Source organism: Pseudomonas sp. REB1044, assembly GCF_038813925.1.
GTDB lineage: Bacteria > Pseudomonadota > Gammaproteobacteria > Pseudomonadales > Pseudomonadaceae > Aquipseudomonas > Aquipseudomonas boreofloridensis.
Genome location: NZ_CP046139.1, coordinates 594542 through 612291, shown reverse-complemented (window position 1 = coordinate 612291; position 17750 = coordinate 594542). Strand labels below are relative to the sequence as shown.

The 17750-nt window shown below is 66.1% G+C and carries 18 protein-coding genes and 1 tRNA gene; 11 read left to right on the top strand and 8 right to left on the bottom strand.

Annotated elements, in window-relative coordinates; genetic code table 11:
• Positions 1-20 precede the first annotated feature (20 nt).
• The 3 genes from GKC70_RS02815 to trxA are packed head-to-tail and all read left to right on the top strand — an operon-like array spanning position 21 to position 2053.
• Positions 21-476 (top strand): hypothetical protein, encoded by a 456-nt coding sequence (locus GKC70_RS02815; protein ID WP_342650368.1) that lies wholly within the window; start codon positions 21-23, stop codon positions 474-476.
• A 1-nt stretch (position 477) separates the two neighbouring features.
• Positions 478-1137, top strand: coding sequence for a 50S ribosomal protein L11 methyltransferase (locus GKC70_RS02810; protein WP_342650367.1), 660 nt, complete (start codon positions 478-480; stop codon positions 1135-1137).
• A gap of 31 nt (positions 1138-1168) precedes the next feature.
• Positions 1169-2053, top strand: a complete 885-nt coding sequence (gene trxA, locus GKC70_RS02805; protein WP_116889460.1) for a thioredoxin — start codon at positions 1169-1171, stop codon at positions 2051-2053.
• A 28-nt stretch (positions 2054-2081) separates the two neighbouring features.
• On the opposite strand, the gene GKC70_RS02800 is transcribed toward trxA, so the two are convergent.
• Positions 2082-2429 (bottom strand): hypothetical protein, encoded by a 348-nt coding sequence (locus tag GKC70_RS02800; RefSeq protein ID WP_342650366.1) that lies wholly within the window; start codon positions 2427-2429, stop codon positions 2082-2084.
• Positions 2430-2562: 133 nt separating this feature from the next.
• Between GKC70_RS02800 and GKC70_RS02795 the strand changes: the two genes are divergently transcribed.
• The 5 genes from GKC70_RS02795 to GKC70_RS02775 all read left to right on the top strand — a co-directional run bounded on the left by GKC70_RS02795 (position 2563) and on the right by GKC70_RS02775 (position 6520).
• Entirely contained in the window at positions 2563-3159 is a 597-nt protein-coding gene (locus GKC70_RS02795) for a DUF2796 domain-containing protein (RefSeq protein ID WP_342650365.1), read from the top strand.
• Positions 3160-3870, top strand: a complete 711-nt coding sequence (locus GKC70_RS02790) for an ATP-binding cassette domain-containing protein (RefSeq protein ID WP_039580760.1) — start codon at positions 3160-3162, stop codon at positions 3868-3870.
• Positions 3870-5135, top strand: a complete 1266-nt coding sequence (locus GKC70_RS02785; RefSeq protein ID WP_342650364.1) for an ABC transporter permease — start codon at positions 3870-3872, stop codon at positions 5133-5135. Before GKC70_RS02790 ends, GKC70_RS02785 begins: the two co-directional genes overlap by 1 nt.
• A gap of 66 nt (positions 5136-5201) precedes the next feature.
• Positions 5202-5726 (top strand): DUF3299 domain-containing protein, encoded by a 525-nt coding sequence (locus GKC70_RS02780; RefSeq protein ID WP_342651455.1) that lies wholly within the window; start codon positions 5202-5204, stop codon positions 5724-5726.
• A gap of 110 nt (positions 5727-5836) precedes the next feature.
• Entirely contained in the window at positions 5837-6520 is a 684-nt protein-coding gene (locus tag GKC70_RS02775) for an OmpW family outer membrane protein (protein ID WP_029614555.1), read from the top strand.
• Positions 6521-6574: 54 nt separating this feature from the next.
• Here GKC70_RS02775 and GKC70_RS02770 read toward each other — a convergent pair whose 3' ends face one another.
• Both GKC70_RS02770 and GKC70_RS02765 read right to left on the bottom strand, forming a co-directional pair.
• On the bottom strand, positions 6575-7507 hold the full coding sequence (locus GKC70_RS02770; protein WP_342650363.1) for an NAD-dependent epimerase/dehydratase family protein: 933 nt from the start codon (positions 7505-7507) through the stop codon (positions 6575-6577).
• Positions 7500-8384: a sugar nucleotide-binding protein gene (locus GKC70_RS02765; protein ID WP_080754769.1), complete on the bottom strand. Its 885-nt coding sequence runs from the start codon at positions 8382-8384 to the stop codon at positions 7500-7502. The genes GKC70_RS02770 and GKC70_RS02765 overlap by 8 nt, the downstream gene beginning before the upstream one ends.
• Positions 8385-8565: 181 nt before the next feature.
• Here GKC70_RS02765 and GKC70_RS02760 point away from each other — a divergent pair, with 181 nt between their 5' ends.
• Positions 8566-9411: an alpha/beta hydrolase gene (locus GKC70_RS02760; protein ID WP_342650362.1), complete on the top strand. Its 846-nt coding sequence runs from the start codon at positions 8566-8568 to the stop codon at positions 9409-9411.
• 23 nt (positions 9412-9434) lie between these two features.
• Here GKC70_RS02760 and GKC70_RS02755 read toward each other — a convergent pair whose 3' ends face one another.
• On the bottom strand, positions 9435-10247 hold the full coding sequence (locus GKC70_RS02755; protein WP_295488742.1) for a helix-turn-helix transcriptional regulator: 813 nt from the start codon (positions 10245-10247) through the stop codon (positions 9435-9437).
• A 178-nt stretch (positions 10248-10425) separates the two neighbouring features.
• On the opposite strand from GKC70_RS02755, the gene GKC70_RS02750 reads away from it, so the two are divergent.
• Positions 10426-11868, top strand: a complete 1443-nt coding sequence (locus GKC70_RS02750; protein ID WP_342650361.1) for an alanine/glycine:cation symporter family protein — start codon at positions 10426-10428, stop codon at positions 11866-11868.
• A 68-nt stretch (positions 11869-11936) separates the two neighbouring features.
• Positions 11937-12926, top strand: coding sequence for an asparaginase (locus GKC70_RS02745; RefSeq protein ID WP_342650360.1), 990 nt, complete (start codon positions 11937-11939; stop codon positions 12924-12926).
• A 332-nt stretch (positions 12927-13258) separates the two neighbouring features.
• On the opposite strand, the gene GKC70_RS02740 is transcribed toward GKC70_RS02745, so the two are convergent.
• From GKC70_RS02740 to fdhE, 4 genes are all read right to left on the bottom strand, one after another.
• A tRNA-Sec gene (locus GKC70_RS02740) sits at positions 13259-13354 on the bottom strand.
• 6 nt (positions 13355-13360) lie between these two features.
• Positions 13361-15283, bottom strand: coding sequence for a selenocysteine-specific translation elongation factor (selB, locus tag GKC70_RS02735; RefSeq protein WP_342651454.1), 1923 nt, complete (start codon positions 15281-15283; stop codon positions 13361-13363).
• Complete coding sequence (gene selA, locus GKC70_RS02730) at positions 15280-16707, bottom strand: L-seryl-tRNA(Sec) selenium transferase (protein ID WP_342650359.1); 1428 nt, start codon at positions 16705-16707, stop codon at positions 15280-15282. The genes selB and selA overlap by 4 nt, the downstream gene beginning before the upstream one ends.
• 116 nt (positions 16708-16823) lie before the next feature.
• Positions 16824-17750 carry a formate dehydrogenase accessory protein FdhE gene (gene fdhE / locus GKC70_RS02725; RefSeq protein WP_342650358.1) on the bottom strand — a complete coding sequence of 309 codons (927 nt, stop codon included), beginning with the start codon at positions 17748-17750 and terminating at the stop codon, positions 16824-16826.

Here is a 17750-nt window from a genome sequence, read left to right as displayed (position 1 = left end):
TGCCCGTGAAGGATTGCCACATGCACCACCGTGCTCTCGTCGTGCTGTGCCTGGCCGGCCTGCTTGCCGCCTGCGGCAGCGACCGCCCCAAGCCCGAAGCGTCCGCCCCCGCTCCCGTGGCCAAGGCGGTGAAGAAGCCCGTCGACGAACCGGGTCCGTTGCCCGCATACCAGCGCGAACTGAGCGGCACCTTGCTGGAGATCCCGGCTGGCGCCGAGGTCGAATTGGCCCTGCTGGTGATCGACGAGCGCGGTCGGCCGCAGCGCCTGTTGGCCAGCAGCGACCTGACCGGCACCGGCCAAGCCCTGCCCTATCACCTGCGTTTCAATCCCGAGGCCTTTCCCGCCGGCGCCCGCGTCGAACTGCGTGGGCGCGCCAGTCGCTCCGGCCAATTGATCCTGCACCTGCCGCCGCAGCGCATCGCCCAAGCGCAGACCCAGGCCACCGGTGCGCTGCGTTTCGAAAAGGCGCCATGAGGTGACGCCGCTGCACTTGCAACAGGCGCTGTCCGCGCTGATCGGCGAGGCGCGCCTGAGCATCACCGAGTTGCCAGACTGCGATCTGAAGCTGTGGCTGATCGACGCGCAGAACATGGACCGCGCGTTCAGCCCCGATGAAACCCGGCGCATCCTCCACGAGCCCCCTTACTGGAGCTTCTGCTGGGCCAGCGGCCTGGCCATGGCCCGCTACCTGGCGCAGCACCCGCACTGGGTGCGTGGCAAACGGGTCCTGGACTTCGGCGCCGGTTCTGGCATCGCCGGGATCGCCGCCGCCCGCGCAGGGGCGCTGGAAGTGGTGGCCTGCGACCTCGATCCGCTGGCGCTGCACGCGTGCCGGGCCAACGCTGCGCTCAATGAGGTGCAGTTGGGCTACAGCGCCGACTTCTTCGCCGAAGCCGACCGCTTCGACCTGATCCTGGTGGCTGACGTGCTCTACGACCCTGCCAACCTGCCGCTGCTCGACGCCTTCCTGCTGCGCGGGCGCGACGCACTGGTCGCCGACTCGCGGGTACGGCACTTCAGCCACCCGCTGTATCGCCCCTTGGGCGTACTCGAGGCGCTGACCTTGCCGGACCTGGCCGAGCCACACGAATTCCGCCGCGTCAGCCTGTACCACGCCAGCCGCGAGCCTTTATAGTGGTTGCCATTCCGGATTTGCGAGAGTCGTGATGAGCCAAGCTTCTTCCAACGCCACGCCCTACATCTTCGACGTCACCGATGCTGAGTTCCAGCAGTTGGTGATCGAGAACTCCTTCCACAAACCCGTGCTGGTGGACTTCTGGGCCGAGTGGTGCGCGCCGTGCAAGGCGCTGATGCCGCTGCTGGCGAAGATCGCCGAGGGTTACCAGGGCGAACTGCTGCTGGCCAAGGTCAACTGCGACGTGGAGCAGCAGGTGGTGGCCCAGTTCGGCATCCGCAGCCTGCCGACCGTGGTGCTGTTCAAGGATGGCCAGCCGGTCGACGGTTTCGCCGGTGCGCAACCGGAGTCGGGCATTCGTGCCATGCTCGAACCTCATGTGCAGATGCCCGCCGCGCCCACCGCCTCGCCGCTGGAGCAGGCCAAGGCGCTCTTCGCCGAAAGCCGTTTCAGCGAGGCCGAAGCCTTGCTGCAGGCGCTGCTCGCTGAAGACAACAGCAACGCCGAAGCGCTGATTTACTACGCGCGCTGCCTGGCCGAGCGCAATGACCTGGACGGCGCGCAGCAAGTGCTCGATGCGGTCAAGAGCGATGAGCACAAGGCCGCGCTGGCCGGTGCCAAAGCCCAGCTGACCTTCCTGCGCCAAGCGGCCAGCCTGCCGGAAGTCGCCGAGCTCAAGAGCCGTCTGGCGCAGGATCCACAAGATGACGAAGCGGCCTACCAATTGTGCATCCAGCAACTGGCGCGCCAGCAGTACGAAGCCGCGCTGGACGGGCTGCTGAAGCTGTTCCAGCGCAATCGCGCCTATGAGAGCGGACTGCCACAGAAGGCCCTGCTGCAGGTGTTCGACCTGCTGGGCGGCGATCATCCGCTGGTGGGCGTCTATCGCCGCCGGCTGTCCTCGGCGATGTTTTGAGCCACGACGCGCTCGCGTTGGAAGGGGGTCAGCCGACCCACCGGTAGAGCGGCGCGTGCGCAGCGCTGTCCACCTTCACCTCGCTGCTGTGACGCAAGCGCACCAGCAACCGCTTGCCCGCTGCGACGCTGCCCGTCAGGCCCTCCAGGCGCTCCAGCAACTCAGGCCCGCTGAGCTGTCCGGCCTGACGCAGCAACGCACAGGCCGCTGACCACTGGCCGTCATCCTGGCACACGGGGGCGGCTGCCGTGGCCGGCACGGCTTGCGCCACGGCGGGCGCCTCCTGCAATTGACGCCCCAGGTGCGCCCATTCGTGCGGTTCCAGTTCGATGCTCAGGTCCACCGGCCAGTCGCCGATGTGTCCTCGAATTCTCACGCTGCCATCCTTCAATCGCGGGTCGATGCCCGGCATGCTCCCACGACATGAAACCTGCGCCAAGCCTCTGGCATCGGCGTCAAAATCCGTTATAACATTACCAAACATGTCCCCCAGCCCTCCGAGGTCGTCCATGCGCCGCCTGCTCCTCGCCTTGCCCTTCGCCCTGCTGCCCCTGGCCGTTGCCCAGGCCCATGATGACCACGATCACGAGCACGGTACCCTGCCCGCCCATGAGCATGGCGTGGCCCGCCTGAACGTCGGCCTGGACGGCAACACCCTGGAACTGGCCTTGGAAAGCCCGGCCATGAACCTGGTGGGCTTCGAGCACATGCCCGGCAGCGATGCCGACAAAGCCAAGGTAGAAGCGGTGCGCAAGCAGCTCGAACAACCGCTCAAGTTGTTCGGCCTGGCCAGTTCGGCCGGCTGCAAGGAGGACCAGCAGGAACTGGAAAGCCCGCTGTTCGGCAGCGATCCCGCCGCCAAGCATGACGATGATGACGACGACGATCACGATCACGATCACGATCACGCCCATGAGCATCAGCACAGCGAGATCCACGCCCACTATCAGCTCACCTGCGCCAGCCCGGCCAAGCTCACCCAGATCGACCTGTCGCCGCTGTACAAGGCCTATCCGCAGACTCAGAAGATCAACGTGCAATTGGTCGGTCCGAACGGGCAGAAGGGTATCGAAAGCACGCCAGGCAACGCCGTGGTTTCCTTCTGAATGGACCAGCCGCTGATCGAGTTGCATGACCTGGTGTTCGCCTGGCCAGGGCAGCCGCCCTTGCTGAACATTCCCCAGTTCCGCCTGGAGGCTGGCGAGGCGCTGTTCCTCAAAGGCCCAAGCGGCAGCGGCAAGACCACCCTGCTCGGCCTGCTGGGCGGGGTCAACCTGCCTGCCCAGGGTCAGGTGCGCCTGCTCGGGCAGGACCTGGCCACGCTCGGTCAGGCGGCTCGGGACGCGTTCCGGGTCGACCACACCGGCTACATCTTCCAGCAGTTCAACCTGCTGCCGTTTCTGTCGGTGCAGGAAAACGTCGAGCTGCCCTGCCGCTTCTCGCGCAGCCGCACCGAACGTGCCACACAGCGTCACGGCAGTGTGTCGCAGGCGGCGGCCACGCTGTTGGCGCACCTGGGGCTCAAGGATTCGGCCTTGCTCTCACGTCGCGCCGACACCTTGTCGATCGGCCAGCAGCAGCGAGTCGCGGCGGCGCGCGCGCTGATCGGCCAACCGGAACTGGTGATCGCTGACGAGCCGACCTCCGCCCTCGACGCCGATACCCGCGAAGCCTTCATCCGCCTGCTGTTCGACGAATGCCGCAGCGCCGGTTCGAGTTTGCTGTTCGTCAGCCATGACCAGAGCCTGGCGCCCTTGTTCGACCGCGACCTGTCGCTGGCCGAACTCAACCGTGCGGCCACGCCTCGGGAGGCCTGATGTACCTGCTCCGTCTAGCCCTGGCCAGCCTGGCCAATCGGCGCTTCACCGCCCTGCTCACCGCGTTCGCCATCGCCCTGTCGGTGTGCCTGCTGCTGGCCGTGGAACGCGTGCGCACCGAGGCGCGCGCCAGCTTCGCCAGCACCATCAGCGGCACCGACCTGATCGTCGGCGCCCGCTCGGGTTCGGTGAACCTGCTGCTGTACTCGGTGTTCCGCATCGGCAACGCCACCAACAACATCCGCTGGGACAGCTTCGAGCACTACGCCAAGGATCCTCGGGTCAAGTGGGCGATTCCCATCTCCCTGGGCGACTCGCACCGTGGCTATCGGGTGATGGGCACCAACGCCGACTACTTCAGCCACTACCAGTACGGTCGCCAGCAGCACCTGCAACTGAGTCAGGGCCGTCAGTTCGCCAGCGATCCGTTCGAGGTGGTGCTGGGCGCCGAGGTGGCCGACGCCCTGCACTACAAGCTCGGTGACAGCCTGGTGCTGGCCCACGGCATCGCCACCATCAGCCTGGTCAAGCACGACGACAAGCCGTTCACAGTGGTCGGCATCCTGCAACGCACCGGTACACCGGTGGACCGCACCCTGCACATCAGCCTGGCCGGCATGGAGGCCATCCACGTCGACTGGCACAACGGCGTGCCGGCACGCGGCGCCGGACGCATCAGCGCCGAGCAAGCGCGCACCATGGACCTGCAACCCACCGCCATCACCGCGTTCATGCTCGGCCTGAACAACAAGATCGCCACCTTCAGCGTGCAGCGCGAAATCAACGAATTCCGGGGCGAACCGCTGCTGGCGATTCTCCCAGGCGTGGCATTGCAAGAGCTGTGGGGCATGATGAGCATCGCCGAACAGGCGCTGTTCGTGGTCTCGCTGTTCGTAGTGCTGACCGGCCTGATCGGCATGCTCACCGCGATCCTCACCAGCCTCAACGAGCGCCGCCGCGAGATGGCCATTCTGCGCTCGGTGGGCGCGCGGCCCTGGCATATCGCCGGGCTGCTGGTGCTCGAGGCGCTGGCACTGGCGCTGAGCGGCATCGTCGTCGGGCTGGGCTTGCTCTATGGCGGCATCGCCCTGGCGCAGGACGCGGTCCAGACCAATTATGGTCTCTACCTGCCGTTGGCCTGGCCCAGCGCACATGAATGGACGCTGCTGGCGATCATCCTCGGTGCGGCGCTGGTGATGGGCAGCGTGCCGGCCTGGCGGGCCTATCGCCAGTCATTGGCCGATGGCTTGTCGATTCATCTCTGAGGAGTGGTCATGTCGATGCCTGTAGGCGCCGCGATTCGCCGTGGCGCCTTACCCGCGAAGAAGGCGCTGCAGATACTCCTGCTGTTGCTGCTGGTGCTGGTCATCCCGGCCTGGGCGGACGAGCCGCGCGAGCTGGACTGGCCAGCGCTGATTCCCGAGGGCGCGCCGGTCATCCCGCCACAGCTCACACCGCTGCACGACCTGTCGCAGATGGGCAACTCCCTGGGCGACGCCCTGGCGGCCGAGTCCGCCCCGGCAGCGCGGCAACAGGCGCCCGATGCGCCGGTGGTCAAGGCGCTCGACGGCCAGCAGATCAAGCTGCCCGGCTACATCGTGCCGCTGGAAGTCAGCGAAGAAGGCCGCACCACCGAGTTCCTGCTGGTGCCTTACTACGGCGCCTGCATCCACGTCCCGCCACCGCCGTCCAACCAGATCGTGCACGTGTTCAGCGAGATGGGCGTACGCATCGAGGATCTCTACCAGCCGTACTGGATCGAAGGGCGCATGCAGGTGAGGAACACCAGCAGCGAACTGGCCGACGCCGGTTATCAGTTGGACGCCGAAAAAATCTACGCTTACGAACTCAAATGAGCGTCAGCTGCCCCTGAGCGACGTGCTTCGTTGAGCTGAATCAAACAATCCGTTTAGGTAGCTACTTACCATTGGACCACTCGATTTCCTCACGTCCTCTGGGAGCTTCCATGAACAAGAACTTGCTCGGTGCCTCGCTCGTTGCGCTGGCGCTCGCAGCCCCCGTTGCCCACGCCCACCAGGCCGGTGACTTCATCCTGCGTTCCGGCGCCATCACCACCGCGCCCAACGAAGACAGCGGCAACCTCAAGCTCGACGGCGCCAAGGTCTCCGGCACCAAGGCCACGCTGGACAGCGACACCCAGTTGGGCCTGGCCTTCGCCTACATGCTCACCGACCACATCGGCATCGAACTGCTGGCGGCCACCCCCTTCAAGCACACCGTGGGCGTCAAAGGCCTGGGCGGCGGCCTGGATGGCAAGCTGGCAGACATCAAGCAACTGCCACCGACCCTGTCGCTGCAGTACTACCCGATGGAAGCGTCGTCCAAGTTCCAGCCCTATGCCGGTATCGGCGTGAACTACACGCTGTTCTTCGATGAAGAATTGAGCAGCTCGCGCAAGCAGCAAGGCTTCAGCAACATGAAGCTGCAGAACTCCGTCGGCCTGGCCGGGCAACTGGGCATGGACTACATGCTGACCGACAACCTGCTGCTCAACGCTGCGGTGTGGTACGTGGACATCAACACCAAAGCCAGCATCGATGGCCCGAGCGCCCTGGGCGTGGGCAAGACCAAGGTCAATGTCGAAGTGGATCCTTGGGTGTACATGGTCGGCGTCGGCTACAAGTTCTAAAACCCGAGACGGGCTGGAACAGATTCACAGATTGGGGCCGCTTCGCGGCCCTTTTCAGTGTTTGCCCAACAACCGCGCCAGCCCTTGGACCATGGATGTCGGCTCGGGGAAGTCGAATCGCGCCAGCAGACGCTGGTTATCAGCCCGGGAGTGGCGAATATCGCCGGACCGCGCGGGGCCATGGCTGACGCTCGGCAGTCCACCGACCACCTGCGCCAGGGCTGCGAGCAGTTGGTTCAGCGAGGTGGCCTGATTCAAGCCGATGTTCACTGCCCCTTCCTGTACCTGTTCCTGCTCCAGCGCCTGCACCATCACCTGCACCAGGTCACCCACATACAGGAAGTCGCGCGTCTGCTCGCCATCGCCGAACACGGTGATAGGCAGACCCTGGCTGGCACGTTCGCAGAAGATGCTGATCACGCCGGAGTACGGCGAGGAAGGATCCTGGCGCGGCCCGAAGATATTGAAGAAGCGGAACACCACCGGCTCCAGCCCGTGCTGGCGGCGATAGAAATCCAGGTACTGCTCACCGGCCAGCTTGTCCACGGCATAGGGCGTCAACGGCGCTTTGGGCGTGTCCTCGGCGATCGACAGGCCTTCGCCATTGTTGCCATAGACCGCCGCACTGGAGGCGAACAGTACTCGGCGCACGCCATTCAAACGCATGGCTTCGCAGACGTTGAGCGTGCCGATGAAGTTGCTCTGGTGAGTCTTGACCGGATCGTCCACCGAGGCCTGCACCGAGGCCACCGCCGCCAAATGCACCACCGCTGCGCACCCGGCAACTGCGCGGGTGACCAGTGCGGCATCGGCCACATCGCCCTCTATCAATTGCAGGCGCGGATGATCGAGGTGCAGGTTGCTGCGCTTGCCGGTGGACAAATCATCCAGCACACGCACCGCTCGGCCCTTGTCCAGCAACGCGTCGCACAGGTGCGAACCGATGAAGCCCGCGCCGCCGGTGATGAGGATGGGTGCGTCAGCCATGGCGATAGAAACGCTCCAGCAGAGGCGGCAAACCCGCGCGCCAGGCACGCGGCTTGATGCCGAAGGTATGAAGGATTTTCTTGCAGGCCAGCACCGCGTGCTGCGGCTCCTCGCTGGCATCCGGGCGGGCTGCGTGGGCCTGGGCGGTCGGCGACTGGATGGCGTGCGTGTGCCACTGCGCGGCCTCGGTCAGGATCGCCTGGCCCAGCGCCAACGGCGTGGTCGCCTCATTGCCAGCGTAGTGGTAGGTACCCCACAGCGGCGCCGCGCAGTCGAGTTGCTTGAGCACCGAGAGGATCACCCGCGCGGCATCGTCCACCGGCGTCGGGTTGCCGCGACGGTCATCGGCCAGCAGCAGTTCATGAGGCTGCTCGGCACGCGTGAGGAAGCGCCCGAGAATGCCGTCGGGACTTTCGTCCAGCAACCAGCCGAAACGCAGCAGCACATGCTGCGGACAGGCCGCCCGCACGCTCTGCTCGATGCGCCACAGCGCCTGGCCGCGCGTACCCAGTGGCACGGGCTCGTCCTTTTCGCTGTAGGAGGTGGCCCGCGAACCGTCGAACACCCGGTAGCTGGACGGCTGCAGCAAGGTGATTTCGTGGTGCTGGCAGAGTTCGGCCAGACGCTCGATCGCCCGCTCCTGGGACGCCAGGCGCGGCTCGCTGACCGACTCGGCCTGGAACCAGTCGAAATAGTAGGCCAGGTTGACCAGGGTATCGGGGCGGTGATCGTCGAGCAGTTGGGTCAGGCTGGCCGCGTCCCAGCCATTTTCCGGCGGGCGCGGCGCCAGGAACGCGATGTCTTCCTCGGCCCCGAGACGAATCAGCGCTTGCCCGAGGGCATTGCCACCACCCAACAGCATCAGGCGCATACGCATAGAGTCAGCAGGTCCGCTCAGATCGATTAGAAAGGAGGCATTTTGCGGTTTCCGCCCGGGGAAGTCCAACCCGGACGCCTGGCGCTTCGGGCAGCCCGCAGGATTTTGCGGGCAGCGCTTCTGCGCCACCTGAAACTGACCGATACTGCCAGGCGATCATTCGAGTCGCAGCAGGAGCGCCATGGACTTCGTTACCCGCACCGAGCACCGCAGCCGCTGGCAGTACGACGAGCCCGCTCCCGGCCGGGAAGGCTTCATCGACGAAACCTTCGACGGCTACCACCAACAAGCCCGACTGTTGCTGCCGGAGGTGGAGCGAGCACCCGCCATGTTCGTGGTCGGCGGCGCGCGGTCGGACTTCACCCGGCTCAATCCGCTGCTGTATCGCCTGCAACGCCAGGGCATCGGCTCACTGACCGGCAACCTCTCCGGCCACAGCCAGGCCAGCGAGCCCGGTGCCGCTGCGCCGTCGCTGGCAGTCAACCTGATAGAAGCGCAGCGTTTCATGGCGCATCTGGGCGAGGGCTGTACGACGCTGGTCGGCCACAGCCTGGGCGCGTCGATTGCATTGAAGCTGGCCGCGCAACGGCCGCAGATCGACAAGCTGGTACTGATCTGCCCGGCGGTGTACCCCGACGCCGCCCACAGCGCGCCCTTCGGCCCTGCCTTCAGCGCCGCGATCCGCACGCCCTGGGCCTTCCTCGATTGCGACAGCTACGCGTTCCTGCGCCAGTTTTCGGGACGGGTGCTGCTGGTGATCGGCGAATACGACGGCCTCAATTCCAAGACCCATGGCCAAGGTCCCGGCACCTCGGCCGGCACTCGCCTGCTGCGCGGCGTTCCACGCTACAGCCCGATCCCGGAGGAAGTGACCCACGCCCTGCTGCGCTCGGTGCCCGCGCCGCATGTGCAATGCCTGCTGTTGACCGACTGCGATCACGGCATCGCCTCGCACCTGCGCGACGCCCCGCAGGTCGCCGATCAGGTGGCCGAGACCGTGGCGCAATTCATCCTTGAAGACGGTTGATCGACTCACGCACAAACGCGCCGCTATTCGATCTCGAACAGCCCATTGCTGACCGTCCCGGCGCTGAGTCGCTCGCGAATGTCGTCGTCGATGCGCGGATCGTCCGGTCGATACAGCTTGACCTGGCGATAGGCATTGATGCGGTTGATTTCCTCGCCGAGGAATTCCCACACCACACGCGTGCAGGCCGGGTTGCGCCGGTCGCCGCTGGACACGCCGGTCTTCAGGCCGTTCAGGCGGGTGATGCGGCTCTTGAAGCTAGGGATGAGCACGGTCTGGCTCATTTCGTTGAGGGTCAGCGACTCGTAGTCGATGAGAAACAGCCGGTCCTGCAACTGAAACGCCGCGCCCAGGTAGCGACAGCGCACTTCGGCCTGTTGCAGTCCGGCGCTGCTGCGCTCCTGGCGTTCCTGACGCTCGAACAGAAAACTGCCGCGTTCCTCCCAGAGATGCACCAGCGACACCAGAATCGAACCTGGCACCGACATGCAGTTGGAATATTCGAAGTAGTAGCCGCAGTAGCGCGACAGATTGCCGGCCTGGGCATGCAGCGGCTTGAACAGTTCGCTGATCGGATCGTTTTGCGGCCCGGAGGTGGCCGAGGCATTGCGCGCACCGATCAGGCGGGCGAACTGCTCGGGAGGGAGCTTGAGTTCGTAATCCTCCACACCGAAGAAGTCGCCGATGCGCTTGAGGTTGTATTTCGTCGGTTCGCTCTGGCCACTCAGGTATTTGTTGAATTGCGCGCGATGAATGGCGAGCTGACGGCAAACCTCTGAAATAGAGCGGTAGTGACTGCAGGCGAGCTTGAGATTGGCGGCTAGAAAATCGGCCATGGGGGCACTTCCAGATGATGCGAGTGCTGCAATTCTAGCAGCATGTCGCAGCAAAACAGAGCAACCCGCGAAATTGTAACCACAGGTGTCATGGCCAACCATGCGCGGCAACGATAGCGTGCGCCCCTGCCGCCGCTGGTCACTCCACATAAAAAATAAGAATCGAGGTCATTTTCCAATGCTCGAAGCACTTAACGATTTCCTGTCAGGAAAACTGCTCATCGTCCTGATCGTCGGGCTCGGTAGCTACTTCACCATTCGATCCCGGTTCGTCCAGTTCCGTCATTTCGCCCACATGTTCGGCGTGTTCAGGGAATCGCTGCGTGGCCAAGCTGGCCAGCTGAGCTCGTTCCAGGCGCTGATGCTGAGCCTGGCCGGTCGTGTCGGCGCGGGCAACATCGCCGGTGTCGGTATCGCCGTGACCCTGGGCGGCCCAGGCGCGGTGTTCTGGATGTGGGTCACCGCGCTGGTGGGCATGTCCAGCAGCTTCTTCGAATGTACCCTGGCCCAGGTGTACAAGCGCGCCGACGGTGACGGCCTGTACCGCGGTGGCCCGGCCTACTACATCCAGCATGGCCTGAAGCTCAAGAGCATGGCCATCGTGTTCTCGGTGCTGCTGCTGGTGACCTACGGCTTCGCCTTCATCGGCCTGCAGTCGTACACCGTGACCCACTCGCTGCAGAACGCCTTCAACTTCGATCCGCGCCAGACGGGCATCGTCCTGGCAGTGCTGCTGGCCATCACCTTCATCGGTGGCATCAAGCGTATCGCGGCGGTGTCCGACCTGCTGGTACCGATCAAGACCCTGGCCTACATCGGCGTCACGCTGTACGTGATCGGCACCCAGATCGAACACGTGCCAGCCATGCTGGAAACCATCTTCAAAAGCGCCTTCGGCCTCGACCCTGCCTTCGGCGGCCTGCTCGGCAGCGCCATCGTCATGGGCGTGAAGCGTGGCGTGTTCGCCAACGAAGCCGGTCTGGGCAGTGCGCCGAACGTGGCCGCCGTCGCAGCCGTCAAACACCCGGGCGCCCAGGGCGTGGTCCAGGCCTTCAGCGTGTTCCTCGACACCTTCGTGATCTGCACCTGCACCGCGCTGCTGATCCTGCTGTCGGGCTTCTACACCCCGGGCTTCGAAGGCGACGGTATCGTCCTGACCCAGAACTCGCTGGCCGCCGTGGTCGGTGACTGGGGCCGTATCTTCGTCAGCGTCGCCCTGTCGCTGTTCGTCTTCACCTGCATCCTCTACAACTACTACCTGGGCGAGAACAGCCTGCAGTTCATGAGCCGCAACCGTGCCGTGCTGATGGTCTTCCGTGGCCTGGTACTGGCCCTGGTGGTCTGGGGTTCGATGCAAGACCTGTCGACCGTGTTCGCCTTCGCCGACATCACCATGACCTGCCTGGCGTTCGTCAACCTGGTGGCCCTGGCCCTGCTGTTCAAGGTCGGCCTGCGCGTGATGCGCGACTACGATGCCCAGCGCAAGGCTGGCATCAAGCAGCCGGTGTTCGATTCGTCGAAGTTCACCGACCTGGACCTGGACCGCGCCGCCTGGCCGGCCAACCCGGCTGTTGAAGCCGCTGCCGACAAGGCTGCCGGCGAGCTTCAGCACCAGCGCTGATCCGCCCTCTCCAGCCGCCCCGTTCGCGGGCGGCTGACTCCTTTCTCGATTCGCTTCGGAATGCTTCCATGGACGCAGTCAAGAACCTTCTCGTGCTCTATACCGGCGGCACCATCGGCATGCTGCAGACCCCCGAAGGTCTGGCACCGGCCGGCGGCTTCGACGCGCGCATGCGCGAACACCTGGCCCAACGCAGCGACGCTCCGGACCTGCAATGGACCCTGCGCGAACTCAATCCGCTGATCGATAGCGCCAACATGCAGCAGGCCAACTGGCTGGCGATGCGCGACGCGATCGTCGAGGCGGTCGAACGCGATGGCCATGACGGCGTACTGGTGCTGCACGGCACCGACACCCTGGCCTACAGCGCCGCGACCCTGTCGTTCCTGCTGCTCGGCCTGCCGGTGCCGGTGCTGCTGACCGGCTCCATGTTGCCGGCCGGCACCCCGGACAGCGACGCCTGGGACAACCTGGTAGGCGCCCTGCGACACTTCGAGCGCGGCCTGGCCAACGGTGTGCAACTGTACTTCCACGGCCAACTGCTGCAGGGCTGCCGCGCCTCCAAGCTGCGCAGCGAAGCCTTCGACGCCTTCGCCGTGCTGCCGCGCCATCGCGACAGCGAGCGCGCACAGCACCTGCCAGCCGAACTGGGCTACGGTCAGGTCCGTCAGCCGGTGAAGCTGGCGGTGCTACCAGTGTTCCCGGGGTTGTGCGCCGACTATGTGCAGGGGCTGGTCGAAGCCGGCGTGCAGGGCCTGCTGCTGGAATGTTATGGCAGCGGCACCGGGCCGTCGGACGACCAGGCACTGCTCGATGCCTTGCACCAGGCACGTCAACGCGGCGTGATGATCGTCGCCATCAGTCAATGCCCGGAAGGCGCGGTGGTGTTCGACACCTATGCCGCTGGCAGCCGCCTGCGCGACACCGGCCTGGTCAGCGGCGGCGGCATGACCCGCGAAGCGGCGCTGGGCAAGCTGTTCGCCCTGCTAGGCGCGGGGCTGGACGTCAAGACGGCCGAACGCTGGTTCGCGCTGGATCTGTGTGGAGAGCGGGCTTAATCATCGGTAGGAGGCGTGGCCTGGTGTAGCGATGGGGCGCTGCGGTGTGTCAGGACGTCTGGCACCGTCTGGTAGGCGGCCGCTGCGCGCCCGATCGCGACACAAGGCCGCTCCCACCGAGATTGCGCTCGCCTCACTTCCTGGGCACGGCATGCGAAACCGGGTGATCATGCATTTGATGTTCATCTGCAGCGCATGAATTCCAGAGTCCAGCGCGGCTTTTGTGGGGGCGGCCTTGTGTCGCGATTGGACCGCAAAGCGGTCCCGGCAATGGCAGCGGCGAAGCTGAAAACCTGGGAAGGGGCGGGCTGCCGATGCGTGTATCGGGAAAATGGCGGAAGGCAGCGGGAGTCGAACCTGCCCGGGAACGGGTGCCGTCCCCAACCGGGTTTGAAGCCCGGCCGCGCCACCGGGCGCGATTGCCTTCCTTGAATTCAGGGCCTGGGCTGATGCCGGGCCAGGGCGCTGTCCGCGCGGATGTAGCGTTGATCGCCTACCCTGCGGGTCAGGCCAACACGGTCGAAGTACTCCAGTATTTGCACACTGCGCTTGCGACCGATGCACAACATATCGCGAAACGCCGCCACCTGCACTACCGGTGAGCCCTCGGCCTGACTCAACAGCAACTCGACCATGCGCTGAAGCGTCTGCTGCGGATAGAACAGATCGCGCACCACCTGGTGCAGCACACCCAGGCGCGCCAGCTTGCGCATCAGCAATCGAACCTGCGCTTCCTCCACCTGCTCGACAGCGGCCAAGGTCCTGACCCACGGCGGATCGAACGCGGCTTCGAGCAGGTGCGGCTGCAAGCGCGCCCACAAGGCGGTGTCGGCCTCGCTCAACTGCACCTTGTGATCCGGCAGATGCAGCCACGGACCACTGCTGGCGATGAAACCGTCGCTGAGCAATTCGTCCACCAGACTGACGAAGGTCGGCCGCTCCAGCGCCAGCGCGCAGAAGCGGCGCAGACGGTCGCGGTCAGGGCCGAGCTGGTCCGGTTCCTGAGCATGAAAACGGGCCAACTGTGCCAGGACGTCGTCGCGCAGCGCCTGCCACTGTTGGCGGTCGAACAGCACACTGTCTTGGCGCGTGGCGATCACCTCGACGCTCTCGGGCAATTGCCAGCTGTCGCGCAGCCGATTGAACTGGCGCTCCAGACGGTGCGGATCGAGCCCGGCCGGTGCGCTGGCGAGCAAGGCCGGCAGTGCCTGCTCCAGGTCGGTAGCCTCGCGCAGCACCTGCAATTGCCGCAGCCGTGCGTCGCTGCGACGGTGGCGACTGGGCGCGAACGGGTCGAGCACCCGGCCGCCGCCCAGGGTGCGCTGAGCGCGCTGGTCACGCAGCACCAGGCGGTCGCCATGCACGGCCTGCAGCGGCGCATTGAGCAGTAACTGGGCGAACATGCGCTGCCCGGCGGCCAGGGCCTGGCCCTCCAGCAGCGCCACCCGCGCGGTGACATCTTGCGTCCCGAGATGCACGTGCACCGCGCTGAAGTGTTCGAAGGCGCGGGGCTCGCTCGCCAGCAGCGTCAGCTCGATGTCGATGCGCGAACTGGGCGCGTGCAACCACGCTGGCACCAGCCAGTCGCCGCGGTGTACCTGCTCCACAGCCAAGCGCTCGGCACTGATGTTCAGCGCCACTCGCTGCCCGGCTTCGGCCACCAGCGCCGCCTGGTTCTGCGCATGCAAACCGCGCACGCGCACTGGCTTGCCGAGCTTGCCCAACAGCAGCGTGTCACCCGTGCTCACCCGGCCGGCCAGCGCCGTGCCGGTGACCACCACACCCGCACCGGACACGGCGAAGGCGCGGTCGATGGCCAGGCGCAAACCGCCCTGAGTGGAGCGTCTGCGAACCTGGGACGCGGCCGCCAGCAGCGCCTGGCGCAGGGCCTCGACACCGGCCCCGGTCACGCTCGACAACGGAAACTGCAACGCCCCGGCATAGGGGCCTGGCGCCAGCAACGCCTCGACCTGCTGCTGCACCTCGGCCACGCGCGCCGGTTCCACCCGGTCGCACTTGCTGATCGCCACCAGCGCCTGGGGAATGCCCAACAGCTCGATGATCGCCAGGTGCTCGCGGGTCTGCGGCATCACCCCATCGTCCGCTGCGATCACCAGCAGCACCAGGTCGATACCCTGGGCCCCGGCCAGCATGTTGTGAATGAACCGCTCGTGCCCCGGCACATCGATGAAGCCGGTCAAGGGCTCGCCGTCTGCCAGGGCCGCGTAGCGGTAACCCAGGTCGATGGTCATGCCCCGGGCACGCTCTTCCTGACGGCGGTCGCCGACCTGCCCGGTGAGCGCTTCGAGCAACGCGGTCTTGCCGTGGTCGATGTGCCCGGCGGTGCCGACGATCACTGCACAGGCCCCAGGTGCAGCGCCGGCAGTTGCGCCAGCCACTGCGCCTCATCGTCCAACTGCCGCAGGTCGAGCCACAGGGCGTCGTCGTCGATGCGACCGAGCACCGGCACCGGCAGGCCACGCAGCGCCTGCTCCAGCACTCGCAAGCTGCGCCCACGCAGTTTCTTCGACACGCGCGCGCGCAGGCACAGGGCTGCACTGGGCAGCCGCGCCACCGGCTGGCTGCCGCTGCCGATCATGCCCAGGGTCGGCTCGACGCTGACTGTCCAAGGCTCGCCCAGGCGCGCGGCCAGTTCCGGCGCCAGGCGCTCGGCCTGGGCGGCGATGTCAGCGTGTGGGCGCGTCAGTAGACGCAGGCTCGGCAGACGCTCGGCCAGCCGGTCCGGGTCGCGGTACAACGCCAGCACCGCCTCCAGCGCCGCCAGGGTGATCTTGTCGACGCGCAGGGCGCGCTTGAGCGGGTTCTTCTTGATCCGCGCGATCAGTTCCTTGCGGCCGACGATGATGCCCGCCTGCGGGCCGCCGAGCAGCTTGTCGCCGCTGAAGGTGACGATATCGGCACCGTCGAGCAGGGCCTGGCGCACCGTCGGCTCGGCCGGCAGGCCCCAGCGGGTGAGGTCGAGCAGGCTGCCGCTGCCCAGGTCTTCGAGCAACGGCAGTTGATGGGCATGGGCGATGCGTGCCAGTTCGGCGGTCGGCACCTGGGTGGTGAAGCCCTGGATGCTGTAGTTGCTGCAATGCACACGCATCAGCAGCCCGGTGCGCGGATTGATCGCCGCCTCGTAGTCGCGGGCATGGGTGCGGTTGGTGGTGCCGATCTCATGCAGTCGCACGCCGGCCCGGGCCATGATATCGGGAATGCGGAACGCGCCGCCGATCTCGATCAGTTCGCCCCGGGAGATGATGCCCTCGCGGCGTGCGCCCAGGCTGTTGAGCGCCAGCAGCACGGCGGCGGCGTTATTGTTGACCACCGTGACCGCCTCGGCACCGGTCAACTCGCGGATCAGGCCCTCGATCAAGTCGTCGCGGTCACCGCGCTTGCCGGTGGCCAGGTCGAACTCCAGGTTCAGGGGGTAGCGCGCAGCGCTCTGCATGGCTTCGACGGCCGCTTCGGGCAACAGCGCACGCCCCAGGTTGGTGTGCAGCACCGTGCCGGTCAGGTTGAACACGCGCCGCACCTGGCTGCGCTGCTGAAGCGCCAGGCGCTCACCGGCGCGCCCGAGCAGCACCTCGGCGGCCAGTTCCACGGCACTCAGTTGACCCAGGCGAGCCGGCTCGCGCAGGTCGTCGAGCAACTGGCGCAGCGTGGCCAGGGTGGCATCGCGGCCATGGCGCTCGAGCAGAGGGGCGCAGGTAGGGTGACGCAGCAGGGTGTCGATGGATGGCAGACGTGGAGCGGGGGTGGCATTGCTTGACGACATGCGGGTACGACCTTGACTGATCCGGTGTCTGATTCGCGCTCATCGCCAATGAACCCGCTCCTGGCAGGAGCGGGCTCACGCGCAACGAGCACGACGAGATCCAGCAGTGTAGCCCGTTACCCGCCCCCTGGCGCCAGCATCAGGTTGGGCGCCATCCGCTGGAAGCCCTCCTCGTTCAGACGCATGTCCAGCGCCAGACTGGCCAGGTCGTCGGCCAAGGCCTCGGCGGCCGCGTCGTTTTCCAGATAGCAGTGCTTGAGGTAGGTGTTGCAGCCCGGACAGCATTCGGCCCGCAACGGCGCCTTGCCCGGCCCGTGGCGGTCATCCTCCAGACTGGTGTAGCGCAAGTCCTTGCTCGACTCGCAGTACACGCACTTGACCCGCACCACATGCCACTCGCAGGCGCACAGCGAACAGGCCAGGTAGCGCAGCCCATTGTGCTTGCCGCGGTTGCGCACCAACCCGGCCATGGCCGGCGAGCCGCAGCAGGGGCACTGCGCCAGACTGCCGCCCGGCTTGAGTTCGTCACTGGGCAAGGCCCGTCGCCAACTGGCCCAGGCCGCCTGCAATGCCGCCCCGATAAACGGCACCAAGGCCGCCGGCAGCGCATCGTATTGGCCACCGAGCAAGGCGATGCCCCAGCCCTTGCGCTGCACGTCATCGCTGTCGCGCAAGGTCTGCAACGCATCGGACAACGCACCCGGCGCGGGTGCATCGAAGTGGTCGAGCAGCGCCTGCAGCCAGATCAGCCAGGAGCCCTCGCGCACCAGACTGTCGGCCGCCAGCGGCGGCAGACCATGGCTGATGCACAGCCGCTGACGTGCTTCGGCCACCGGCACGTCGGAAGGCGGATCATCCAGCAACTGTTGCTGCACCCGGCACAGCCGGGCGATCAGCCGCAGGTACTCGCCCAGTGCATGGCCCTGCGCCAAATGCTCGAGGCGCAGCGCCCGCAGTTCGAACAGGTTGTCGGCGGGCAGGTGCAGAAACGGCGGCATCACCGCCGACGCTTCGATCTGCCCAGGTTCGAGAATCGTGCTCAC

Excerpts from the sequence above, each read along its gene's own strand:
- GKC70_RS02795 (WP_342650365.1), top strand. The coding sequence starts at position 2,563 with ATGCGCCGCCTGCTCCTCGCCTTGCCCTTCGCCCTGCTGCCCCTGGCC.
- GKC70_RS02815 (WP_342650368.1), top strand. The coding sequence starts at position 21 with ATGCACCACCGTGCTCTCGTCGTGCTGTGCCTGGCCGGCCTGCTTGCC.
- GKC70_RS02760 (WP_342650362.1), top strand. The coding sequence starts at position 8,566 with ATGGACTTCGTTACCCGCACCGAGCACCGCAGCCGCTGGCAGTACGAC.
- GKC70_RS02755 (WP_295488742.1), bottom strand. The coding sequence starts at position 10,247 with ATGGCCGATTTTCTAGCCGCCAATCTCAAGCTCGCCTGCAGTCACTAC.
- GKC70_RS02765 (WP_080754769.1), bottom strand. The coding sequence starts at position 8,384 with ATGCGTATGCGCCTGATGCTGTTGGGTGGTGGCAATGCCCTCGGGCAA.
- GKC70_RS02745 (WP_342650360.1), top strand. The coding sequence starts at position 11,937 with ATGGACGCAGTCAAGAACCTTCTCGTGCTCTATACCGGCGGCACCATC.
- GKC70_RS02750 (WP_342650361.1), top strand. The coding sequence starts at position 10,426 with ATGCTCGAAGCACTTAACGATTTCCTGTCAGGAAAACTGCTCATCGTC.
- selA (WP_342650359.1), bottom strand. The coding sequence starts at position 16,707 with ATGTCGTCAAGCAATGCCACCCCCGCTCCACGTCTGCCATCCATCGAC.
- trxA (WP_116889460.1), top strand. The coding sequence starts at position 1,169 with ATGAGCCAAGCTTCTTCCAACGCCACGCCCTACATCTTCGACGTCACC.
- GKC70_RS02775 (WP_029614555.1), top strand. The coding sequence starts at position 5,837 with ATGAACAAGAACTTGCTCGGTGCCTCGCTCGTTGCGCTGGCGCTCGCA.
- GKC70_RS02770 (WP_342650363.1), bottom strand. The coding sequence starts at position 7,507 with ATGGCTGACGCACCCATCCTCATCACCGGCGGCGCGGGCTTCATCGGT.
- GKC70_RS02790 (WP_039580760.1), top strand. The coding sequence starts at position 3,160 with ATGGACCAGCCGCTGATCGAGTTGCATGACCTGGTGTTCGCCTGGCCA.
- GKC70_RS02785 (WP_342650364.1), top strand. The coding sequence starts at position 3,870 with ATGTACCTGCTCCGTCTAGCCCTGGCCAGCCTGGCCAATCGGCGCTTC.